Source organism: Phenylobacterium sp. J367, assembly GCF_024699985.1.
Classification (GTDB): Bacteria; Pseudomonadota; Alphaproteobacteria; order Caulobacterales; family Caulobacteraceae; genus Phenylobacterium.
The window spans coordinates 1,364,012-1,383,132 of sequence record NZ_JAJONA010000001.1 but is presented as its reverse complement, the minus strand read 5'-3'; the positions used below and the strand labels follow the sequence as shown (position 1 = coordinate 1,383,132).

Here is a 19,121-nt window from a genome sequence, read left to right as displayed (position 1 = left end):
GCCCGCGGATCAGGCGAAGAGGTCGCCCTGAGCGGCGGCCTTGGCGCCCTCGATGGCGAGCAGCCTGAGCTTGGTCTGGGCGCCGCCGCGGGCCGAGAAGCCGCCGAGCTTGCCGCCGGCCGCCGTCACCCGGTGGCAGGGGACGACGATCGGCCAGGGGTTCTTGCCGAGCGCCTGGCCGACGTCCTGGGCCAGCAGCCGGTCGCCGAGCTGCACGGCGATCTCGCCATAGGTCAGGGTCTCGCCGGCCGGGATGCGACGGGCGATCTCATAGACCTTCGCGTGGAACTCCGGCGTGCGCGACAGGTCGAGCGGGGCGTCGGACAGGTCCGCCTTCTCGCCGCGCATCAGCGCCTGGATGCCGGCGATCGTCAGAGCCAGGCGTTCGGGGATCGTCGCTTCCGACGCGTCCGGGAAGCGGCGCAGGAAGCCGGCCCGCGCCGTCTCGGCCTCGCGCTCCGGCAGGTGGCAGGCGACGAGGCCCGCGTCGTTCCACGCGACGCCGGCCCAGCCGATGGCGGTCTCGAAGAGGGCGTAGCAGGTCATGGCCTCCAGATACGCCCGTTCGCCGAAATCCGCTGGCGGCTTTCGGACATCGATGGGCGGCGGGGGATGGAATTCTTGACCTGATCCATCCACAGGCGCATAAGCGCGCCCTTCCGGCCTGATCTCGATCAGCGCCCTCCACCGCCACGACCCCCATCACCATATGGGACGAGGGCGGCGAGGCCCCCGTCGACGCAATCGTCCACGGGGGTCGATCGCGTTTGGGCTTATGGAGTACGAGCTTGTTCGACGCACTGACAGATCGCCTGTCCTCCGTCTTTGACCGTCTCGGCGGCAAGGGCGTGCTGTCCGAGAAGGACGTGGACGAGGCGCTGCGCGAAGTCCGCATCGCGCTGCTGGAAGCCGACGTGGCGCTGCCGGTCGTGCGCGACTTCATCGCCAAGGCGAAGGAACAGGCCACCGGCGAGGCGGTGATCCGCTCGGTGCGTCCGGCCGACCAGGTGGTGAAGATCACCTACGACGGCCTCGTGGACATGCTGGGCGGCGAGGGCGAGCCCGCGGGGCTGAACCTCTCGCTGAACCCGCCGACCGTGATCCTGATGGCCGGCCTGCAGGGCTCGGGCAAGACGACCACCGCCGGCAAGCTCGCCCTGCGCCTCGCCAAGGAGCGCAAGAAGGTCCTCGTCGCCTCGCTCGACACCCGCCGTCCCGCCGCCATGGAGCAGCTCGCCATGCTGGCGACCCAGGCCGGCGTGGAGAGCCTGCCGATCGTCGCCGGCCAGGCCGCCCCGGACATCGCCAAGCGGGCGATGAGCGCGGCCAAGCTGCAGGGCTACGACGTCCTGATCCTCGACACCGCCGGCCGCACGACGCTGGACGAGGCGATGATGTCGGAAGCCGCCGAGATCGCGCGCATCAGCTCGCCCAGCGAGACCCTGCTGGTCGCCGACAGCCTGACCGGCCAGGACGCGGTGCGCACCGCCAAGGCCTTTCACGAGCGCCTGCCCCTGACCGGCCTCGTCCTGACCCGCGCCGACGGCGACGGCCGCGGCGGCGCGGCGCTCTCCATGCGCGCGGTCACCGGCCTGCCGATCAAGTTCCTCGGCGTCTCCGAGAAGATCGACGGCCTCGACGTCTTCGACGCCCGCCGGGTCGCCGGCCGCATCCTCGGCCAGGGCGACGTCGTCGCCCTCGTGGAGAAGGCCGCCCAGGACATCGACGCGGCCAAGGCCGAGGCCATGGCCCGCAAGCTGGCCAAGGGCCAGTTCGACCTGGAGATGATGGCCGACCAGCTCGCCCAGATGAAGAAGATGGGCGGCATGGAGGGCCTGATGGGCTTCCTGCCGGGCGTCCAGAAGGTGAAGAAGCAGATCTCCGAGAGCGGCATCACCGACAAGGTGTTCGACCGCCAGGTGGCGATCATCTCATCGATGACCAAGCAGGAGCGGAAGAAGCCCGACCTGCTGCAGGCCTCGCGCAAGCGCCGCATCGCGGCCGGCGCCGGCGTCGACGTCGCCGAGGTCAACCGGCTCCTGAAGCAGCACCGGCAGATGGCCGACGCCTTCAAGATGATGAGCAAGGGCGGCGGCAAGGGCTTCGCCCAGATGGCCCAGATGCTGGGCGGGGGCGGCGGCGGCGGCATGGATCGCCTCAAGACGCTCGGCGGCGGCAAGATGCCTGCGCCGACGCAAGCAGAGATCGAGGAGGCCGCGTCCAAACTGCCCGGCCTCGGCGGCCCCGGTGGGCTGAAACTTCCTGGCCTGGGCGGCGGCGGACTGCCCCCGGGCTTCAACCCGTTCAAGAAATAGAACTGCAAGACCAAGGACTTAATGAAATGCTGAAGATCCGTCTCGCCCGTGGCGGCGCCAAGAAGCGCCCCTACTACTCGATCGTCGTCGCCGACAGCCACTCGCCCCGCGACGGCCGCTTCATCGAGAAGGTCGGCTCCTACAACCCGCTGCTCAAGAAGGACGACCCGAACCGCGTCGTGCTGAAGGCCGAGCGCATCCAGGAGTGGATGGGCAAGGGCGCCCAGCCGACCGACCGCGTGGCCCGCGAACTGGCCAAGCAGGGCATCGGCTCCTGGACCAACAGCAGCAACCCGAAGAAGGGCGAACCGGGCACGAAGGCCAAGGAACGCGCCGAGGAGAAGGCCCAGAAGGAAGCCGACCGCGCCGCCGCCGCCGCCGAGGCCGCCGCCAACCCGCCGCCGGCCCCGGTCGAGGAAGAAGCCGCCCCGGCCGCTGAAGAGGTCGCCGCCGAAGCTCCCGCCGCCGAGGAAGCCCCGGCCGCCGAGGCCGCCGCTGAAGAGGCTCCGGCCGCTGAAGCCGCCGCCGAGGAAGCTCCGGCTGCCGAAGCTCCGGCCGAGGAAGCCGCGCCCGCCACCGAAGGCGAAGAGAAGGCCTAAGACACCCTTCCTCCGCTCATTCCGGCGGAAGCCGGAATCCAGGCCGCGATCAGCCTGGGCCCCGGCGTTCGCCGGGGTGAGCGGGATAGGGTTTGCGGCGCATGGAAAAGCCCAACCTGATCCTTGTCGGCCGCGTGGCCGGGGCGTTCGGCGTGAAGGGTGATGTCCGCATCACCAGCTTCACCGCCGACCCGATGGCCCTTCTCGACTACAAGACCCTGATGCGCGAGGACGGTTCGCCGGCCCTGACGCTGAACTCCGGACGTCCCGCCAAGGGCGCGATCGTCGTCCGCACGAAGGAGGTCGAGACCCGCGAGCAGGCCGAGGCCCTGCGCGGTCTCAAGCTCTATATCCCGAGAGACGCCCTCCCCGCGCCGGAGGAGGACGAGTTCTACGTCACCGACCTGATCGGCCTTGCCGTCGAGACGCCGGAGGGCGAGCCGCTCGGCCGCGTCCGCAACGTCGAGGACTTCGGCGCCGGCGACCTCATCGAGGTCCAGCCGCCGCAGGGCGCGAGCTGGTGGCTGCCCTTCACCCGGGAAGCCGTGCCGGAGGTGCGGATCGCCGACGGCAAGGTGATTGCGGTCCGGCCGGCTGAGACCGAGGGTGACGAAACGGCGTAAGCCCTCTCCCTGCCATCTCCCTCTCCGCTTCGGGGGGGGACAGGAGGAGAATTCCGAGGCCTGCGCCGAGCGCTCCTCTCCCCGAGCGCAGCGAAGAGAGGGAGAGGGTAGGGAGAGGGCCTACCTCTTCCGCATCCGCATCAGGCCTTCCTGGGCGCAGGAGGCCACCAGCGCCCCGTCCGAGACCCGGTAGATGTAGCCGAGGTTGAAGCCCCGTCCGCCCGAGGCCGAGGGGCTTTCCTGGTGGTAGAGGTGCCATTCGTTGAAGTCGGTCGGCCGGTGGAACCACATGGCGTGGTCGAGGCTGGCCGACTGGAAGCCGGGCGTCTGCCAGGAGACCCCGTGCGGCCGGATCGCGGTGCCGAGCAGGCTCATGTCCGAGGCATAGGCCAGGATCACCTGGTGCAGGTGCGGGTCGGGGCCGATCGGGTCCCGGGCGCGGAAGTAGAGCTGCTGGCGCGGCTCGCGCGGCTCGGGCTTGTGGTCCATGCGGCCGCCGACCGTGCGCATCTCGATGGGACGCGGGCGCTCCAGCCATTCGCGGGCCGCCGGCGGGGCGTTCTTGAGCGCCGCCCTGGCGGTCTCGAAGTCGTCGGGAACGCTGTCGACCGGCGGGGCGTCGGGCATGTCCGACTGGTGCTCGTACCCCTCCTCCTCCACCTGGAAGGAGGCGGCGAGGTTGAAGATCTGCTGGCCGTGCTGGACGGCGATCACCCGCCGCGTGGTGAAGCTGCCGCCGTCACGCGAGCGGTCGACCTCGAAGATGATCGGCACATTGGGGTCGCCGGGGCGGATGAAATAGCAGTGCAGCGAATGGCAGACGCGATCCTCGACGGTCTCGTAGGCCGCGTTCAGCGCCTGGGCGATCACCTGGCCGCCGTAGATCCGCTGGCGGGACTCCTCGTCGGGCGTCGTCCCGCGGAAGAGATTGACCTCCAGCCGCTCCAGATTCAGCGACTGCACCAGGGTGCTGATGTCCATGCGTCCGTCCCGGGGATGCTGCGACTGCGAAGGCGGCTGGCTTACGCGCCGGCCGCCCCTACGGCAAGGTCAGTAGTAGTCGGCGAGACGCAGCACGCGGCGGCTGCCGTCCGCCAGGGTCAGGGCGACCACCTTGCCCGCCGGACCGTTGGCCCAGCGGAACAGCGGGCTCTGGGCGTAGGCGGGCGTGATGGCCTTGCCGTCGATGGCGGTGATCAGGGTCCCGACCCCCCCACCCTGCCGCCTCGGCCGGACTGCCGCGCGCCACGTGGGTGACGCGCAGGCGGTCGCCCTCGGCCACCACGGACAGGCCCGCCCGGTTCTTGCGGAACGGCGCCTCCTCGCTCCCCGGGTAGGGCTGCAGCCACAGCCGGTCGCCGGCGAAGTCGACGGTCACGTGGAACCGCGACAGGAGGGCGAGGCCGACGTTGGCCGGGGCCCGCGCCACCAGGCCGACGGTGGCGACGGTCGGCACGTCGTCGAAGCTCACCCCGCCGATCTCCACCTTGTCGACGCTCGCCACCGCGCTCTCGCGCGGACCGTCGACGCCCACCGAGAGCTGGGTCGAGACCGCGCGGCCGTCGAGCAGGCGGTTCGCGTCGGCGAAATCCCGGTCGATCAGCAGGGCTCCGGAGTTGCCGAGATCGAGGATGGCCGGCGTGGCGACGCCGCCGATGCGGATCGGGAAGGCGCGCAGGTTGCCGGCCGTGGTCAGGGGCAGGGGATCGACCGGCGGCGGCCGGAAGTCGTGGCGCGCCAGGAAGGCGATCTCCCGGGTCCGGAAGTCGATGTCGAGGACGGCGCTGTCGAACACGTCGCGGCCGAGGATGACCTGCACCGGCCTGGGCACCACCTCGGCCAGCACGTCGAGGTCCATCACCGCCACCGCCCGGCCCGGCAGGGCGAGGTCGCCGAGCTGCAGGTCGGCGCGGGCCAGGCGCACGCCGTCCACCCGGCCCGCCACGCCCTGGGCGCGGACCACCTCGCCGAGCGGCAGGCCTAGGCTCGCGGCCACCCGGGCGTCCACCACCGTCGAGCTCGCGCCCGAGTCCAGCCAGGCCTCCACGAGCCGGCCGTTGATCCGCATGGGGAACAGGACCTGCCGCTCCTGGAGGAAGTCGAAATAGGTGGAATGCGCCACCGTCGCCTGGGCCGGCGTCGGCGCCTGGGCGGCCTGGGCGGGCGTCACCAGGAGGGCGAGCGCCACACCGATCAGGACGTTGCGAGATCGAAACTTCAACATGACGGTAAGGTTGCGCTTCTCGCGACGCGGTTCCAGGGTTCCCCTCTTAGGACAGGATATTGGGCATGGCGAGCGGGCGGCGGCGAGACGAGATCATGCAGAACCTGCTGCCCGCGGTGTTCGTGGCCTGGCTCCTGATCCTGGCCGTCTGGACGCTCTGTTTCTTTGTCATGATGCAGGCGCTGAACCACGACACGTTCACGATCTTCAACGTCACGATCCTCTTCGCGGCACCGTTGCTGCTTCTCGCCTGGGGCGCTCTCAGGATTGTCTTCGGGGCGAGGCGCCGGACAGCGACCTTGGTCGTTCTCGGCGCGGCAGCCGTAGCGGTCGGCTGGGTCGTTGCGCAACCGGTCCTGCTGCCGGTCGCCGCACGCCTGAATTTCCTGCGGCAGAAACCAGCCTACGAAGCGGTTGTCGCTGAGTTCAAGGCAGGTCGGTTCGGTCAGGCGCGCAGCGGCAAGAGCCATGGCCTCGTCTGGGCTCGCCTGGACTCGATGAATGCGATCGACTTCCAATGGAGTCGCGAGCCGCCGACGCTCTTTCCGACCTACTTCGGGCTCGTCTACGACGAAGAGAATTGTCCGGAGCGGCCCGCGCCGCCGCCAACGCCGGTGCCACCTTATGATCCGGATGGCGCCGATCCTCCGACTTTTAAGCATGCGGGCCTGCTTGGAGAGCGCTTCCATCTTCAAGGCCACTACTGCCTGATGTTCTTCCAATCCTGAGGCTTGACGTCGCGAGCTTCGCCGGTCCTTTCAGCCGCGATGTCCTTCGACGCCACCGTCCTGACCATGTTTCCCGAGGCCTTCCCCGGCCCGCTGGGCGTCTCGCTCATTGGGACCGCCTGGCGCGAGCACGGCCTCTGGACGCTGGAAACGGTGGACATTCGGGGCTTTTCCACAGATAAGCGCGGCTTCCTCGACGACACCCCTGCGGGTGGCGGTCCGGGACAGGTGATGCGGGCCGACGTGATCGCCTCCGCGCTGGACAGCGTGGAGCGGCGCGGACGTCCGCTTTTGTACATGAGCGCCCGGGGTCGTCCCCTCACCCAGGCGCGCGTTCGGGAATGGGCCCAGGGGCCCGGCCTGATCGTCCTTTGCGGTCGTTTCGAGGGGGGTGGACCAGCGGGTGCTCGACGCCCGGGGGTTCGAGGAGGTCTCCGTCGGAGACGCGGTCCTCGCCGGCGGCGAGGCGGCGGCCCTGGTGGCGATCGAGGCTTGCGTTCGGCTCGTGCCCGGTGTGTTGGGCCAGGCCGAGAGCCTGAGTGAAGAAAGCTTCGAGGACGGGCTCCTCGAGCATCCGCAGTTCACGAGACCGCGGACGTTCGAAGGGCTCGACATCCCCGAGGTGCTGCTGTCCGGCAACCACGCGGCCATCCGCAAGTGGCGGCAGGACGAGCGGGAGAAGACCACGCGGGAGCGACGCCCGGACCTCTGGGCCAAGCGTCCCGCCAACTGACAGGCAAAGGGCGTTCAAGCCCGAGAGGATCAAAGACCATGAACGTGATCGAACAGCTCCGTAAGGAAGAGGCCGACCGCCTCCTCGCCAACAAGAGGATCCCGACGTTCCAGCCGGGCGACACCGTCCGCGTGAACGTGAAGATCAAGGAAGGCGAACGCGAACGCGTCCAGGCCTACGAGGGCGTCTGCATCGCCCGCCAGGGCCAGGGCGTCGACGAGTCCTTCACCGTCCGCAAGATCTCCTTCGGCGAAGGCGTGGAACGCGTGTTCCCGGTGATGTCGCCGATGATCGAAAGCATCGAAGTTAAGCGCCGCGGCGTCGTCCGTCGCGCCAAGCTCTACTACCTGCGCGACCGTCGCGGTAAGTCGGCCCGGATCGCCGAGCGCCAGATGACCCGCTCGACCGACGAGGCCCCGGAAACCACCGAAGCCTAGGCGTCTGCGGACACCAGAATTCCAGGCGGCGGCCGCAGCGATGCGGCCGCCGTCTTCGTTCAGGCCTGCCGCGCCCGCCAGGCGGCGACCACCTCGGCCAGGTCGGCCGGCTGGGTCTCGTAGGCCAGCACACCCTCCGGCGGCTCGAACCACTCCGGCGCCTCACGGGTCCAGAAGAACGCCGCCGGCGTCACCTCGCGGCCCCGGTCCAGCGCGCCCGTGCGGATCGACACCACCGCGTCGGAATAGCCCGGCCGCGCGTGGGTCCGGGCGCTGCAGGTCGGGCAGGCATACTGCGCGCTGGCCTGGCCCGAGGGGCCCGGCCGCATCCAGAGCCGGGGTTCGCCCGCCGTCACCTGGAAGTCGCCGGCCATCGCCAGCACCGACATGCTGAAGGCCGAGCCCGACGCCTTCTGGCATTCCGTGCAGCAGCAGGCGAAGCCCACCACCAGGGGCCCGGTCACCTCGAACCGGACCTCTCCGCACAGGCAGCCGCCGGACAGTGCACGCTCCGTCATCTGAAAAATCCCGGAGATCTGCGTTCGCCCAGACCTAGCGCGGGCGGCGAAGCTTGACTACGTCAGCCTCTCCTATTCGGGGGAGCATCATGGGCCTTCTGCATGTGGACACCGCCGTCCGGCGGGACGGCGAACGGCTGGTCGCCGACCTCTCGCGCGACTGGGAGATCTGGGGCCCGAACGGCGGCTACGTCTCGGCGATCGCCCTGCGCGCGGCCGGCGCGCAGGTCCCGGCGGGACACCGGCCGGCCAGCCTCTCCGTCCAGTACCTGGGCGTGGGCGGCTTCGGCGAGACCGAATGCCGGGTGACCCCGGTGAAGCAGGGCCGCAGCGCCTGGCTGCTCAATGTCGAGATGATCCAGGCCGGCAAGGCGTTCCTGCAGGCCCAGGTCTGGACCGTGGCGCGGGACGATGGCCCCCGCGTGGCCGAGGCGGCGATGCCGGAGGCTCCGCCGCACGAAGGCCTCAAGACCTTCGGCCAGCATGTGCGCGACCACTATGGCGACAGCGCGCCCGATCCCCACGTCTTCTGGCGCAACATCGAGAGCAAGCCCATCGCCTGGAAGCCGTTCGACGCGCCGCGCGAAGCGCGGCCGGCGACCCTGACGCAATGGTATTCCTTCCCGGGCTTCGACGCCGGGGGCGATCCGTTCTGCGATTTCACCCAGGCCTGCGTGCTGATCGACACCCTGATCTGGCCGACCCACCACAGCACGAAGGCGGAGGCGCCGGACTACATCGCCCCCAGCCTCGACCTGGCGATCTGGTTCCACGAGCCGCCGGCGGGCGCGGAATGGCTGCTGATGGATGTGGTCGCCGACACCGCCCGGGCCGGCCTGATCCACGGCCGCAGCCGGCTGTGGACCGACGACGGCCGGCTCGTCGCCACCGGCGGCTCGAACATGCTGCACACGCCCCGCCGCGGGTGACCGGCGCTAGGCGGTCAGCGCCTTCAGCTCCTCGGCGAGGTGGTCGAACATCGCCCGCATGCGGCGCGAGCCCCGGAGGTTCTCGTGCATGGCGATCCACAGCTCCAGCTTGAACTCGAAGACCTCGGCCATGACCGGAACGAGGCCGGCCCGACGGGCGATCTGATGCTGACAGGCGGCGATTCCGAAGCCGGCCTTCAGGAGCGCCATCTGGGCCGCATCGTTGTCGGTGCGCACGGCGAAGAGGTCGCGGGTGATCGGCCGGCCGATGTCCAGGTCGTCGACGATCGACGGTCCCTGCGTGTCGAAGCCGATGATCGTGTGGCCCTCGAGCTCGTCGAAGGAGGTCGGCGGCGGATGGCGGGCCAGGTAGTCGGCGGTCGCATAGAAGCCCACCCCCAGCTCCCCGATCTTCTTGGCCACCAGGTTGTTCTGCGTCGGCCGGGCCATCCGGACCGCGATGTCGGCCTCCCGCCGCGAGAGGTCCTCGAGCTTGTTGGTGGTGACGAGCTCCACGTCGATCTTCGGATGCTTGGCGCGGAAGCTGGTGAGGATCGACGGCAGCACCTCGATCCCCATGATCTCCGAGCAGGTCACCCGCACCACGCCGCCGACGCCGTCGATGGCGCCGGAGGCGTCGCGCACCGCGGCGCCTGACGCGGCGGCCATGTCGTCCAGGTGCGGCTTCAGCATCAGCGCCAGGTCGGTCGGCTGGATCCCGCGCGGGCTGCGCAGGAACAGCGGCGCGCCGAGCTGGCGCTCGAGCTGGTCGATGTGCCGGCCCAGCGTCGGCTGGGTCAGGCGGCGGCGCTTGGCGGCGGCCGAGAGGCTGCCGGCCTCCAGGACGGCGTGCAGGCTCTGGAGAAGGTCCCAGTCGGCGTAAGACGGCATCCCACAGAGATAGCGTTGTTTGGCGAGGACGCCACCCGCCGGCGCCACGAAGGCGCCACGCAAGAAAATTGCTGCAACTGCGCCCGCGATGCGGCGTCGCAGCACTAGACGTGCGCGCTTGTGCGGACCTACATGACCGGCATGCCCGGCAAGACCCTTTACGACAAGATCTGGGACGCCCACGTCGTCGACCAACAGGACGGCGAGGCGATCCTCTACATCGACCTGCACCTGATCCACGAGGTGACGACGCCGCAGGCCTTCGCCGGGCTTCGCGCCAACGGCCGCAAGGTCCGCCGGCCCGACCGCACCCTGGCGGTGGCCGACCACAACGTGCCGACCGAGGGCCAGGCGCTCGGCGTCGACGCCGTGGCCGACGAGGAGGCCCGCCTGCAGCTCCAGACGCTCGGCGCCAACGTCGCCGACGCCGGCATCGAATATTTCGCCATGGGCGACATCCGCAACGGCATCGTCCACGTGGTCGGGCCCGAGCAGGGCCGCACCCAGCCGGGCATGACCATCGTCTGCGGCGACAGCCACACCTCGACCCACGGCGCCTTCGGGGCCCTGGCCCACGGCATCGGAACGTCCGAGGTGGAGCACGTGCTGGCCACCCAGACGCTGCGCCAGAAGAAGGCCAAGAACTTCCGCGTCCGCATCGAGGGCGACCCGGTCCCCGGCGTCGGCGCCAAGGACTATGCGCTGGCCGTCATCGGCCAGATCGGGACCGCAGGCGGCACGGGTTACGTCATCGAATACGCCGGCTCGGCGGTGCGCGCGCTCTCCATGGAAGGCCGCATGACGCTCTGCAACCTGACCATCGAGGGCGGGGGCGCGGGCCGGGCTGGTGGCGCCCGACGAGACCACCTTCGAGTACCTCAAGGGCCGGCCGGCCGCGCCGAAGGGCGGCGCCTGGGAGATGGCCCTCGACTACTGGAAGAGCTTCTTCACCGACGAGGACGCCCACTTCGACCGCGAGATCGTCATCGACGCTTCGCAGATCGCCCCGCTGGTCACCTGGGGCACCTCGCCGGAGGACGTCATCGCGGTGACCGACACCGTGCCGGACCCGTCGGCCTTCGCCACGCCCGACAAGCGCGCCGCGGCCGAGCGGGCGCTCGACTATATGGGGCTTTCCGCCGGCCAGCCGATCACCGAGGCGAAGATCGACGTGGTGTTCATCGGCTCGTGCACCAACAGCCGGATCGAGGACCTCCGCGCCGCCGCGAAGATCGTCGAGGGCCGCAGGGTCGCCGACGGTGTCCGCGCCATGGTCGTGCCGGGGTCGGGCCTGGTCCGCGAGCAGGCCGAGTCCGAGGGCCTGGACGAGATCTTTAAGGCCGCCGGCTTCGAGTGGCGCGAGCCGGGCTGCTCGATGTGCCTGGGCATGAACCCGGACCGCCTGGCCCCCGGCCAGCGCAGCGCGTCCACCTCCAACCGCAACTTTGAGGGGCCGCCAGGGCCGCGGCGGCCGCACCCACCTGGTCAGCCCGCCCATGGCCGCCGCCGCCGCCATCGCCGGCCACATCGCCGACGTGCGGGACTACCTCAGGTGATCACCGGCCTCGACCACGTCGCCGTCGCAGTCCGCGACTTCGACGCCGCGGTCGACGGCTACCGCCGGCTGTTCGCCCGCGAGCCCGACCTGGAGCCGGGCGGCGGCGCGAAGCGGGCGTGGTTCCGGTTTCCCAACGCCGCCCTGGAAGTGATCGCGCCCGATGGCGAAGACGTGGCCGGCGACCGGGTGCGCGCGCGCCTCGACGAGGCCGGCGAAGGGCTGTGGATCCTGTCGTTCGCGACGCCAGACCTCGACGCGGCCACCAGGCTCGCCGAGCGTCGCGGGCTCGAGGTGGAAGCCGTCGCCGGCGTCGCCCTGATCCGCGCGGCGGGCCTGCAGTTCACCCTGCGCCAGCAGCGCGACCTGCCGCTCTCGGCGCCCACCGCCGACGGTCCCGTCGACGCGCTGGACCACGTGGTCGTCTACACCGCCAATCCGGACCGCGCGCTGGCGCTCTTCGGCGCCAAGTTCGGCCTCGACCTCCGGCTGGACCGCGAGAACCCGCAATGGGGCGCGCGCCAGCTCTTCTTCCGCTGCGGCGGCGCCGTGGTCGAAGTGGGCCAGAGCCTCAAGATCCCGGTCTCCGACGCCCCCGACCGGTTCGGCGGCCTCGCCTGGCGCGTCGCCGATCCGGAGGCCGCGCAAGGCCGCATGGCCGCCGCCGGCTTCGACGTCTCCGAGGTCCGCAAGGGCCGCAAGCCCGGCACCCACGTCTTCACCGTCCGCGACGCCCCCGGCGGCGTCCCCACTCTCATGCTGTCGGCAGAGCCGGCGAAAGAGACCGTCTGATGGAAGCCTTCACCCGCCTCGACGCCAAGGCCGCGCCCCTGCCGCTGGCCAACATCGACACCGACCAGATCATCCCCAAGCAGTTCCTGAAGACCGTGGAGCGCGAGGGGCTGAGCAAGGGCCTGTTCTACGATTTCCGTTACGACGAGCAGGACGTGGAGCGGCCCGACTTCGTGCTGAACCGGCCGGAGTACAAGGGCGCGGGCGTGCTGGTGGTCGGCGACAACTTCGGCTGCGGGTCGAGCCGCGAGCATGCCCCCTGGGCGCTGATGGATTTCGGGATCCGCTGCGTGATCTCCACCAGCTTCGCGGACATCTTCTACAACAACTGCTTCCAGAACGGCCTTCTGCCCGTGGTGCTGAAGGCCGAGGAGGTCCAGCAGCTGATGGACGAGGCGCGCGGCGGCAACCACATGGTCAGCGTCGACCTGGAGACCCAGTCGGTGACCTCGCCGTCGGGCCAGGTGTTCCACTTCGAGATCGACCCGAAGCGGAAGGAGAAGATGCTGAAGGGCCTCGATGCCATCGGCGAGACCCTGCAGAAGGCCAGCGCCATCGACGTCTACGAGATGAAGGCCGCGCTCGCCCGGCCGTGGCTGGAGGACGCGTGAGCCTGGTCATCGCCGGCACGGTCCGCGTGCCGCCGGAGAACCTGGCGGCGTTCCAGCCGCACATGGAGGCCATGCTGGCGGCGAGCCGGGCCGAGGACGGCTGCCTCGTCTATTCCTATGCCGTCGATGTGGAGGACCCCGGCCTGATCCGGGTGTTCGAGGCCTGGCGCGACCAGGCCGCGCTCGACGCCCACTTCCAGGCGCCGCACCTGGCCGACTGGCGCGCGGCCTGGCCGGCGCTCGGCGTGCACGACCGCAGGCTCATGCTCTACGAGGTCGCCGCCGAGCGCGCGCTCTAGGGCGCGCCCGGCGGCTCCCGCGCCCCGCGCTAGTTCGGGGTCTTCTCGTCTTCAGAACCGGTCTTGGCGCTCGCCGAGCCTGTGGCGCCGACATCGGCGCTCGCGCCGCTCTGGGTGTCGGCGCTGGCCGAGCCGCTGGCGCCGAGGCCGCCGGTGGCGCTCACGGGCGCCGCGCCGGTGCTGGCCGCGGTCGCCGAGCCGTCGGCCGCCGCCGCCCCGGTCGCCGAAGCGTTGGGGGTCGCCTGCGCGGCGGTGCGGGCCGCCTCCGCCTTGGCGGCCTTGGCCTTCTGCTTGGCGCTCTGGGTCGTGGCGCGCGTGGTGTCGAGGGTCGAACGGCCGGTGTCGCGGACGGTGGAGCCCACGCTCTGGGTCGTCTGTCCCAGCGTTCCGGTCGCGCCGCCCAGGACGCCGGTCGGGGCGCCGAGCTGGCCGCCGACGGAACCACCCACGGCGCCGCCGAGGCCAACCTGGGCGGCGGCCGGTCCGGCGAGGGCGAGGATTCCGGCGAGCGCGGCGAATGCGGAGATGGTGCGCATGATGGTCGTTCCTCCAGTCAACGCGAGCGTACGCCCACGTCTGTTGAGTCCCCTCCGACCGAAGCCAAGGGGTGCGCGCCGCTTGGGGTCAAAAAAGGGCGCAGCCGTGACCATGGCTGGGCCATTCCGGCTTCCCGGCGGCGCGCTCTTCCCCTAGGAGGTCGCCAGCAAACCGACCGAAAACAGCTCCCGGGGACCTGCCGTGACCGACCTGCTTCTCCTGCCCGGCGACGGCATCGGCCCGGAGGTGACGGCCCAGGTGCGCCGGATCGCGGCCGCCCTGACCCCGGAGCTCGCAATCGACGAGCAGCCGTTCGGCGGCCACAGCTACGACCTGCTCGGGACCCCGCTCAGCGACGAGGCCATCGCCGCCGCCAAGCAAGCCAAGGCGGTCCTGATGGGCGCGGTCGGCGGTCCGAAATGGGCCGGCGTCGCCCGCGACAAGCGGCCGGAGGCCGGCCTCCTGACCCTCCGCTCGGAGATGGAGGTGTTCGCCAACCTCCGTCCCGCGCTCTGCTTCCAGCCGCTGGCCGACGCCTCCTCCCTCAAGCGGGAGCTGGTGGAGGGCCTGGACTTCATGATCGTCCGCGAGCTCACCGGCGGGGGTCTATTTCGGAAAGCCGCGGTTCATCGAGGATCTGCCGGGCGGCGGCCGCCGCGCCGTCGACACCCAGGTCTACACCACCGGCGAGATCGAGCGGATCGCGCGCGTCGCCTTCGAGCTGGCCCGCGGCCGGCGCAACAAGGTCCATTCCGCCGAGAAATCCAACGTCATGGAGACCGGCCTGTTGTGGCGCGAGGTGGTCACCGACCTTCACAAGCGCGAATACGCCGACGTCGAGCTGGAGCACATCCTGGCGGACAACGCCGCCATGCAGATCGTCCGCAATCCCAAGCAGTTCGACGTCATGGTCACCGACAACCTGTTCGGCGACATCCTGTCGGACGCCGCGGCCCAGCTCACCGGCTCGCTCGGCATGCTGCCGTCGGCGGCCCTGGGCGCGCCCGGCAAGCCTGGCCTCTACGAGCCGATCCACGGCTCGGCGCCCGACATCGCCGGCAAGGGCGTCGCCAACCCGCTGGCCGCGATCCTCTCCTTCGAGATGGCGCTTCGCTGGTCGCTGGGCCGCGCCGAGACCGCCGACCGGCTGTTCGCCGCCGTGACCCGGGCCCTGGAGGGCGGCGCCCGCACGCCCGACCTCGGCGGCCGGCTCTCCACCGCCGAGATGGGTGACGCCGTCCTGGCCGCGCTCTAGTCTCCTTCCCGCGCAAGCGGGAGGGACGCGATGGCCGGCTGGCTGGTGAAGTCGGAGCCCAACACCTACAGCTTCGAGGACCTGCAGCGGGACGGCCGCACGGTCTGGGACGGCGTGCGCAACAACGCCGCCGCCCTCCACCTCAAGGCCATGAACGTCGGCGACGAGGTGCTGTTCTACCACTCGCAGGAGGGGCTGGCGGTGGTGGGCGTCGCCAAGGTGGCCAAGGCGGCCTTCCCGGACGCCAGCGATCCCTCCGGCCGCTTCGTCGCCGTGGAGCTGGCGCCGGTCCGCCCGCTGAAGGCCCCGGTCACCCTCGCCGACATGAAGGCCAATCCCGCCCTCGCCGAGATGGCCATGATCCGCCAGTCGCGCCTTTCCGTCTCGCCGGTAAGCGATCAGGAGTGGGCGGCGATCCTGAAGATGGCCGGCGACTAGAGCTTCAGCCGCCACCGTTCGCTGGTCAGGCCGTAGCCGCCGAAGTCCTCGTTGGGCCAGCTCTCCTCGAGCTCGAACCCGACCGCCTCGTAGATCGAGCGGGCGGCGATCAGGATGCTCTGCGTCCAGAGCGTCATCTCGCGGTAGCCCAGGTCGCGGGCCCGGGTGACGCATTCGTCCACCAGCCGGCGGCCCAGCCCCAGGCCCCGCGCCGCGGGGTCCACGAGCAGCAGGCGCAGCTTGGCGGTCGTCTCGTCCTGCCGCTGCAGGAAGACGCAGCCGATATTGGTCCCCGCCCGCTCGGCGATCCAGCTGCCCTCACGCTCGGAGTCGAAGTTTTCGACGAGGTCGGCGGTCAGCCGCGCCACCAGGGCCTCGAACCGGTGGTCCCAGCCATATTCGCGGCCGTAGATCACCCCGTGCGCCTGGGTCACCCAGCCGATGTCGCCCAGTCGGTGGGGCCGCAGGATATAGCCCGCCGCGAGTTGCGGCCCGTCCGGCAGCGCTTCGGCCATGCTGACGCCTCCTCGCGGAAGCTGCCGGCAGAGGCCTGATCGAGTCAACGCAGACGGATGGTTCGCCGGCTTATCTTTTGCTGTGGAAAGGCTCCGTTAACCGCGCTCGCCCAACCTTGACCACGCAGCATCGTCGAACACGTTCTCTCGGGATTCCACCCAGCCCCATGGCGCTCGATCCCGCATCCCGGTCCCGTTACAACCTCGAGGACGCCTCGGTTCTCCTCCTCGACGACACGACGCTCGGGATGTCGATCCTCGTGCAGATCGTCACCGGCCTGGGCGCCAAGAAGCTCTACCGCTGCACCGACGTGGACGCCGCCAAGGAAGTGGCCCAGCGGCACGAGCTGGACCTGGCCATCGTCGACGGCATGTCGCCCTCCGGAGACGGCTACGACTTCGTCAAATGGATGCGGACGAACTGTCAGGAACCCAACTGCTACACCCCGGTGATCATCACCACCGCCCACACGCCGGCGACCGACGTGGCCCGGGCGCGCGATTGCGGCGGCCACATCATCGTCAAGAAACCTTTTGCCCCTATCGTGATGCTCGAACGCATCATCTGGGTGGCCAAGGAGGGCCGGCCGTTCTTGTTCTCCGGTGAGTATGTAGGCCCCGACCGCCGCTTCCGTGACGACGGCCCGCCGAAAGGCGTCGGCCGCCGGCGCGAGGACAATGCGGCCAATGCCCAACCCATTCCGGCGGAGGCCGACGAGGTGAAGGAATCGAGGCTCGCATCATGAGCGCCGTCCGCTTCGTCTTCCCCAAGCCCCGGCTTGCGAAGCTGCTGAAGATGCCCGGCGGCCTGCCCGTGGCCGAGGCGCTGGAGCGCGCCCAGGCCAACCTCGACACCATCCGCCCGACCTGCATGGCCGAGCTGCAAGCGCTGCTCGAGCTCACCGAGGCCCGCCTGGAGGCCATGGGCGAGAGCTTCGACGACGAGGGCATGGCCGACCTCTACGCCATCGCGGTCCGCGGGATCGGCGGCGGCGAGGTCTGCCACGTCCCGGCCGTGGACCTGGCGCTCACCAGCCTCTGCGACCTGCTCGACCACCTGCGCACCGGCCAGCGCTACGACCGCGCGGCGATCGTCGTCCACGTGCGGGCCTGGCGGATGCTGCTCGGCATGGGCGACCAGCCCGGGACCGCCGCCGTCGTCGACGGCCTGCGCCAGGTCAGCTCGCGGTACGCCGCCTAGCCTTCGATCGTCATCTGCGTCTGGACGATCAGGGCGAGCAACTTGCCCTCCGGCGCCGTGATCCGCGTCTGCCAGACGCTCGACCGCCGCCCCACATGCAGGGGCGTGGCTTCGCCGAACACCTCCGACCCGACCTTCGCCGAGCCGAGGAAGTTGGTCTTGGATTCCAGCGTCGTGGTGCGCGTCCCGGGCTGCAGGTTCATCACCCCGCCGATCGCGCCGAGCGCGTCGGCGAAGGCCATGTAGGCGCCGCCGTGCAGGATGCCGCCCGCCGTGCAGAGGTCCGGCCGGACCGTCAGCTTCCCCCTCACCCGTTCCTTCGACCGCTCGAGGATCTCCACGCCCATCAGGTTGGCGAACGGCATGCCGGTGTCGGTGATCACGGCTTCGGACATGGGCGGGTCTCCTCCTGGTCAAGTGAGCTTACCGGCCTGCATGGAAGCTGCATCCCGAATCCGTGGAACGACGGCTTGTCCGGAGGCCGGCGGACCGCCATTTGTCGCAGGCGCCGGAAGACAGCCGATCTGAGACGGCTGTGAGTTCTGCTCGCCTTGCTATGGGCCACGCCGGAGCGTACGGGAACGCTCCCCAGTCTTAGGAGAGTTGCGATGGGTTACCGGGTGGCCGTCGTCGGCGCCACGGGCAACGTGGGCCGTGAGATGCTGAACATCCTCGAGGAAGTGAACTTCCCCGTGGAAAAGATCCACGCCATCGCCTCGCGCAAGTCCATCGGCCTGGAGGTCGAGTTCGGCGAGAAGATCCTGAAATGCGAGGACGTGGAGCAGTTCGACTTCTCCACCGTCGATCTCGTCCTGATGAGCGTGTCGGGCGCCTTCTCCAAGGAATGGGCCCCGAAGATCGGCGCCGCCGGCCCCATCGTCATCGACAATTCCTCGGCCTGGCGCATGGACCCCGACGTTCCCCTGGTCGTGCCGGAAGTGAATCCGGACGACGTGGAGTGGGCCGACCGCAAGAACATCATCGCCAACCCGAACTGCTCGACGGCCCAGCTCGTCGTGGCGCTGAAGCCGCTGCACGATCGCGCCCGGATCAAGCGCGTGGTGGTGGCGACCTACCAGTCGGTCTCCGGGGCCGGCAAAGAAGGCATGGACGAGCTCTTCGACCAGACGAAGAACGTCTTCGTCCTGGGCGCCACGCCGCCGAAGAAATTCCCCAAGCAGATCGCGTTCAACGTCATCCCCTTCATCGGGTCGTTCCAGGACGACGGCTACACTGATGAGGAGGCCAAGATGTGGAACGAGACCCACAAGATGATCGACCCTGAGATCAAGCTCACGGTCACCTGCGTGCGCGTGCCGGTGATGGTCGGCCACTCGGAGGCCGTGAACATCGAGTTCCACGAGCCGCTGGACGAGGACAAGGCCCGCGACATCCTGCGCGAGAGCCCCGGCCTGATCGTCATCGATCAGCGCAACGACAAGGGCTACATGACGCCGAAGGAAGCCCAGGGCGAGTTCCCGGTCTTCGTCAGTCGCATCCGCAACGACCCGACCGTCGAGAACGGCCTGTCCATGTGGGTGGTCGCCGACAATCTCCGGAAGGGCGCGGCCCTCAACGCCGTGCAGATCGCCGAGCTGCTGCACGCGCGCGGCCTGATCAACCAGAAGGCCCTGGCCTAGGATGCCCCCCGCCACGGCGCCCGGCGGGGAGTCCCGTCTGGCGCTGTCGGCGGGGATCCTCTGCTACCTGATCTGGGGCTTCGTGCCGCTGGCCATGCAGGCCATCGGCGCGCTGGGCGTTTCCGCCCCCGAGATCCTGGCGCACCGCATCGTCTGGAGCGTGCCCACCGCCCTGATCTTCGTCCTGCTGGCGAAGCAGGGCGGCCAGGTGCTGGGCGTCCTTCGCCAGCCGAAGGTGCTGGGCTGGCTGCTGCTGTCGTCCCTGCTGATCGCCGCCAACT

Annotated in this window: 21 protein-coding genes and 3 pseudogenes; 16 read left to right on the top strand and 8 right to left on the bottom strand. The window is 70.0% G+C overall.

Annotated elements, in window-relative coordinates; genetic code table 11:
• Positions 1-9: 9 nt before the first annotated feature.
• Complete coding sequence (locus LRS04_RS07495) at positions 10-546, bottom strand: methylated-DNA--[protein]-cysteine S-methyltransferase (RefSeq protein ID WP_257815822.1); 537 nt, start codon at positions 544-546, stop codon at positions 10-12.
• Between the two features lie 242 nt (positions 547-788).
• On the opposite strand from LRS04_RS07495, the gene ffh reads away from it, so the two are divergent.
• The 3 genes from ffh to rimM all read left to right on the top strand — a co-directional run bounded on the left by ffh (position 789) and on the right by rimM (position 3,537).
• Positions 789-2,315 carry a signal recognition particle protein gene (gene ffh, locus LRS04_RS07490; RefSeq protein WP_257815821.1) on the top strand — a complete coding sequence of 509 codons (1,527 nt, stop codon included), beginning with the start codon at positions 789-791 and terminating at the stop codon, positions 2,313-2,315.
• Between the two features lie 26 nt (positions 2,316-2,341).
• A complete protein-coding gene (gene rpsP / locus LRS04_RS07485; protein ID WP_257815820.1) occupies positions 2,342-2,914 on the top strand; it encodes a 30S ribosomal protein S16 in 573 nt (190 codons plus the stop codon).
• Between the two features lie 101 nt (positions 2,915-3,015).
• Entirely contained in the window at positions 3,016-3,537 is a 522-nt protein-coding gene (rimM, locus tag LRS04_RS07480) for a ribosome maturation factor RimM (protein ID WP_257815819.1), read from the top strand.
• A gap of 120 nt (positions 3,538-3,657) precedes the next feature.
• Here rimM and LRS04_RS07475 read toward each other — a convergent pair whose 3' ends face one another.
• Positions 3,658-4,518 carry an acyl-CoA thioesterase II gene (locus LRS04_RS07475; RefSeq protein WP_257815818.1) on the bottom strand — a complete coding sequence of 287 codons (861 nt, stop codon included), beginning with the start codon at positions 4,516-4,518 and terminating at the stop codon, positions 3,658-3,660.
• A 58-nt stretch (positions 4,519-4,576) separates the two neighbouring features.
• Complete coding sequence (locus LRS04_RS07470) at positions 4,577-5,761, bottom strand: retropepsin-like aspartic protease (RefSeq protein ID WP_257815817.1); 1,185 nt, start codon at positions 5,759-5,761, stop codon at positions 4,577-4,579.
• A gap of 95 nt (positions 5,762-5,856) precedes the next feature.
• Between LRS04_RS07470 and LRS04_RS07465 the strand changes: the two genes are divergently transcribed.
• The 3 genes and pseudogenes from LRS04_RS07465 (at position 5,857) to rplS (ending at position 7,659) form a co-directional block, all read left to right on the top strand.
• Positions 5,857-6,489 carry a hypothetical protein gene (locus LRS04_RS07465; protein WP_257815816.1) on the top strand — a complete coding sequence of 211 codons (633 nt, stop codon included), beginning with the start codon at positions 5,857-5,859 and terminating at the stop codon, positions 6,487-6,489.
• 39 nt (positions 6,490-6,528) lie between these two features.
• A pseudogene (gene trmD, locus LRS04_RS07460) lies at positions 6,529-7,222 on the top strand (tRNA (guanosine(37)-N1)-methyltransferase TrmD).
• 38 nt (positions 7,223-7,260) lie between these two features.
• Positions 7,261-7,659 (top strand): 50S ribosomal protein L19, encoded by a 399-nt coding sequence (rplS, locus tag LRS04_RS07455; RefSeq protein ID WP_257815815.1) that lies wholly within the window; start codon positions 7,261-7,263, stop codon positions 7,657-7,659.
• A gap of 59 nt (positions 7,660-7,718) precedes the next feature.
• Here the strand turns inward: rplS and LRS04_RS07450 are convergent, their stop codons facing one another.
• On the bottom strand, positions 7,719-8,177 hold the full coding sequence (locus tag LRS04_RS07450) for a GFA family protein (RefSeq protein WP_257815814.1): 459 nt from the start codon (positions 8,175-8,177) through the stop codon (positions 7,719-7,721).
• 89 nt (positions 8,178-8,266) lie between these two features.
• Between LRS04_RS07450 and LRS04_RS07445 the strand changes: the two genes are divergently transcribed.
• Positions 8,267-9,106, top strand: coding sequence for an acyl-CoA thioesterase II (locus LRS04_RS07445; protein WP_257815813.1), 840 nt, complete (start codon positions 8,267-8,269; stop codon positions 9,104-9,106).
• 6 nt (positions 9,107-9,112) lie between these two features.
• Here LRS04_RS07445 and LRS04_RS07440 read toward each other — a convergent pair whose 3' ends face one another.
• Positions 9,113-9,997 (bottom strand): LysR family transcriptional regulator, encoded by an 885-nt coding sequence (locus LRS04_RS07440; RefSeq protein ID WP_257815811.1) that lies wholly within the window; start codon positions 9,995-9,997, stop codon positions 9,113-9,115.
• Positions 9,998-10,138: 141 nt separating this feature from the next.
• Between LRS04_RS07440 and leuC the strand changes: the two are divergent.
• The 4 genes and pseudogenes from leuC to LRS04_RS07420 all read left to right on the top strand — a co-directional run bounded on the left by leuC (position 10,139) and on the right by LRS04_RS07420 (position 13,254).
• A pseudogene (gene leuC, locus LRS04_RS07435) lies at positions 10,139-11,553 on the top strand (3-isopropylmalate dehydratase large subunit).
• Entirely contained in the window at positions 11,550-12,344 is a 795-nt protein-coding gene (locus LRS04_RS07430; protein WP_257815810.1) for a VOC family protein, read from the top strand. Before leuC ends, LRS04_RS07430 begins: the two are co-directional and overlap by 4 nt.
• On the top strand, positions 12,344-12,955 hold the full coding sequence (gene leuD / locus LRS04_RS07425; protein WP_257815809.1) for a 3-isopropylmalate dehydratase small subunit: 612 nt from the start codon (positions 12,344-12,346) through the stop codon (positions 12,953-12,955). Before LRS04_RS07430 ends, leuD begins: the two co-directional genes overlap by 1 nt.
• Entirely contained in the window at positions 12,952-13,254 is a 303-nt protein-coding gene (locus tag LRS04_RS07420) for a putative quinol monooxygenase (RefSeq protein ID WP_257815808.1), read from the top strand. The genes leuD and LRS04_RS07420 overlap by 4 nt, the downstream gene beginning before the upstream one ends.
• A gap of 29 nt (positions 13,255-13,283) precedes the next feature.
• Here the strand turns inward: LRS04_RS07420 and LRS04_RS07415 are convergent, their stop codons facing one another.
• Positions 13,284-13,790, bottom strand: coding sequence for a hypothetical protein (locus LRS04_RS07415; RefSeq protein ID WP_257815807.1), 507 nt, complete (start codon positions 13,788-13,790; stop codon positions 13,284-13,286).
• A gap of 202 nt (positions 13,791-13,992) precedes the next feature.
• Between LRS04_RS07415 and leuB the strand changes: the two are divergent.
• Both leuB and LRS04_RS07405 read left to right on the top strand, forming a co-directional pair.
• A pseudogene (gene leuB / locus LRS04_RS07410) lies at positions 13,993-15,046 on the top strand (3-isopropylmalate dehydrogenase).
• A 30-nt stretch (positions 15,047-15,076) separates the two neighbouring features.
• Positions 15,077-15,484, top strand: a complete 408-nt coding sequence (locus tag LRS04_RS07405; protein ID WP_257815806.1) for an EVE domain-containing protein — start codon at positions 15,077-15,079, stop codon at positions 15,482-15,484.
• Here the strand turns inward: LRS04_RS07405 and LRS04_RS07400 are convergent.
• On the bottom strand, positions 15,481-15,999 hold the full coding sequence (locus LRS04_RS07400; protein ID WP_257815805.1) for a GNAT family N-acetyltransferase: 519 nt from the start codon (positions 15,997-15,999) through the stop codon (positions 15,481-15,483). The genes LRS04_RS07405 and LRS04_RS07400 overlap by 4 nt on opposite strands.
• Positions 16,000-16,166: 167 nt before the next feature.
• Here LRS04_RS07400 and LRS04_RS07395 point away from each other — a divergent pair, with 167 nt between their 5' ends.
• Positions 16,167-16,745: a PleD family two-component system response regulator gene (locus LRS04_RS07395; RefSeq protein ID WP_257815804.1), complete on the top strand. Its 579-nt coding sequence runs from the start codon at positions 16,167-16,169 to the stop codon at positions 16,743-16,745.
• A complete protein-coding gene (locus LRS04_RS07390) occupies positions 16,742-17,200 on the top strand; it encodes a hypothetical protein (RefSeq protein WP_257815803.1) in 459 nt (152 codons plus the stop codon). Before LRS04_RS07395 ends, LRS04_RS07390 begins: the two co-directional genes overlap by 4 nt.
• Here LRS04_RS07390 and LRS04_RS07385 read toward each other — a convergent pair.
• Positions 17,197-17,595 carry a PaaI family thioesterase gene (locus LRS04_RS07385; protein WP_257815802.1) on the bottom strand — a complete coding sequence of 133 codons (399 nt, stop codon included), beginning with the start codon at positions 17,593-17,595 and terminating at the stop codon, positions 17,197-17,199. The genes LRS04_RS07390 and LRS04_RS07385 overlap by 4 nt on opposite strands.
• A gap of 213 nt (positions 17,596-17,808) precedes the next feature.
• Between LRS04_RS07385 and LRS04_RS07380 the strand changes: the two genes are divergently transcribed.
• Complete coding sequence (locus tag LRS04_RS07380) at positions 17,809-18,840, top strand: aspartate-semialdehyde dehydrogenase (protein ID WP_257815801.1); 1,032 nt, start codon at positions 17,809-17,811, stop codon at positions 18,838-18,840.
• The last annotated feature ends 281 nt before the right edge of the window (positions 18,841-19,121 follow it).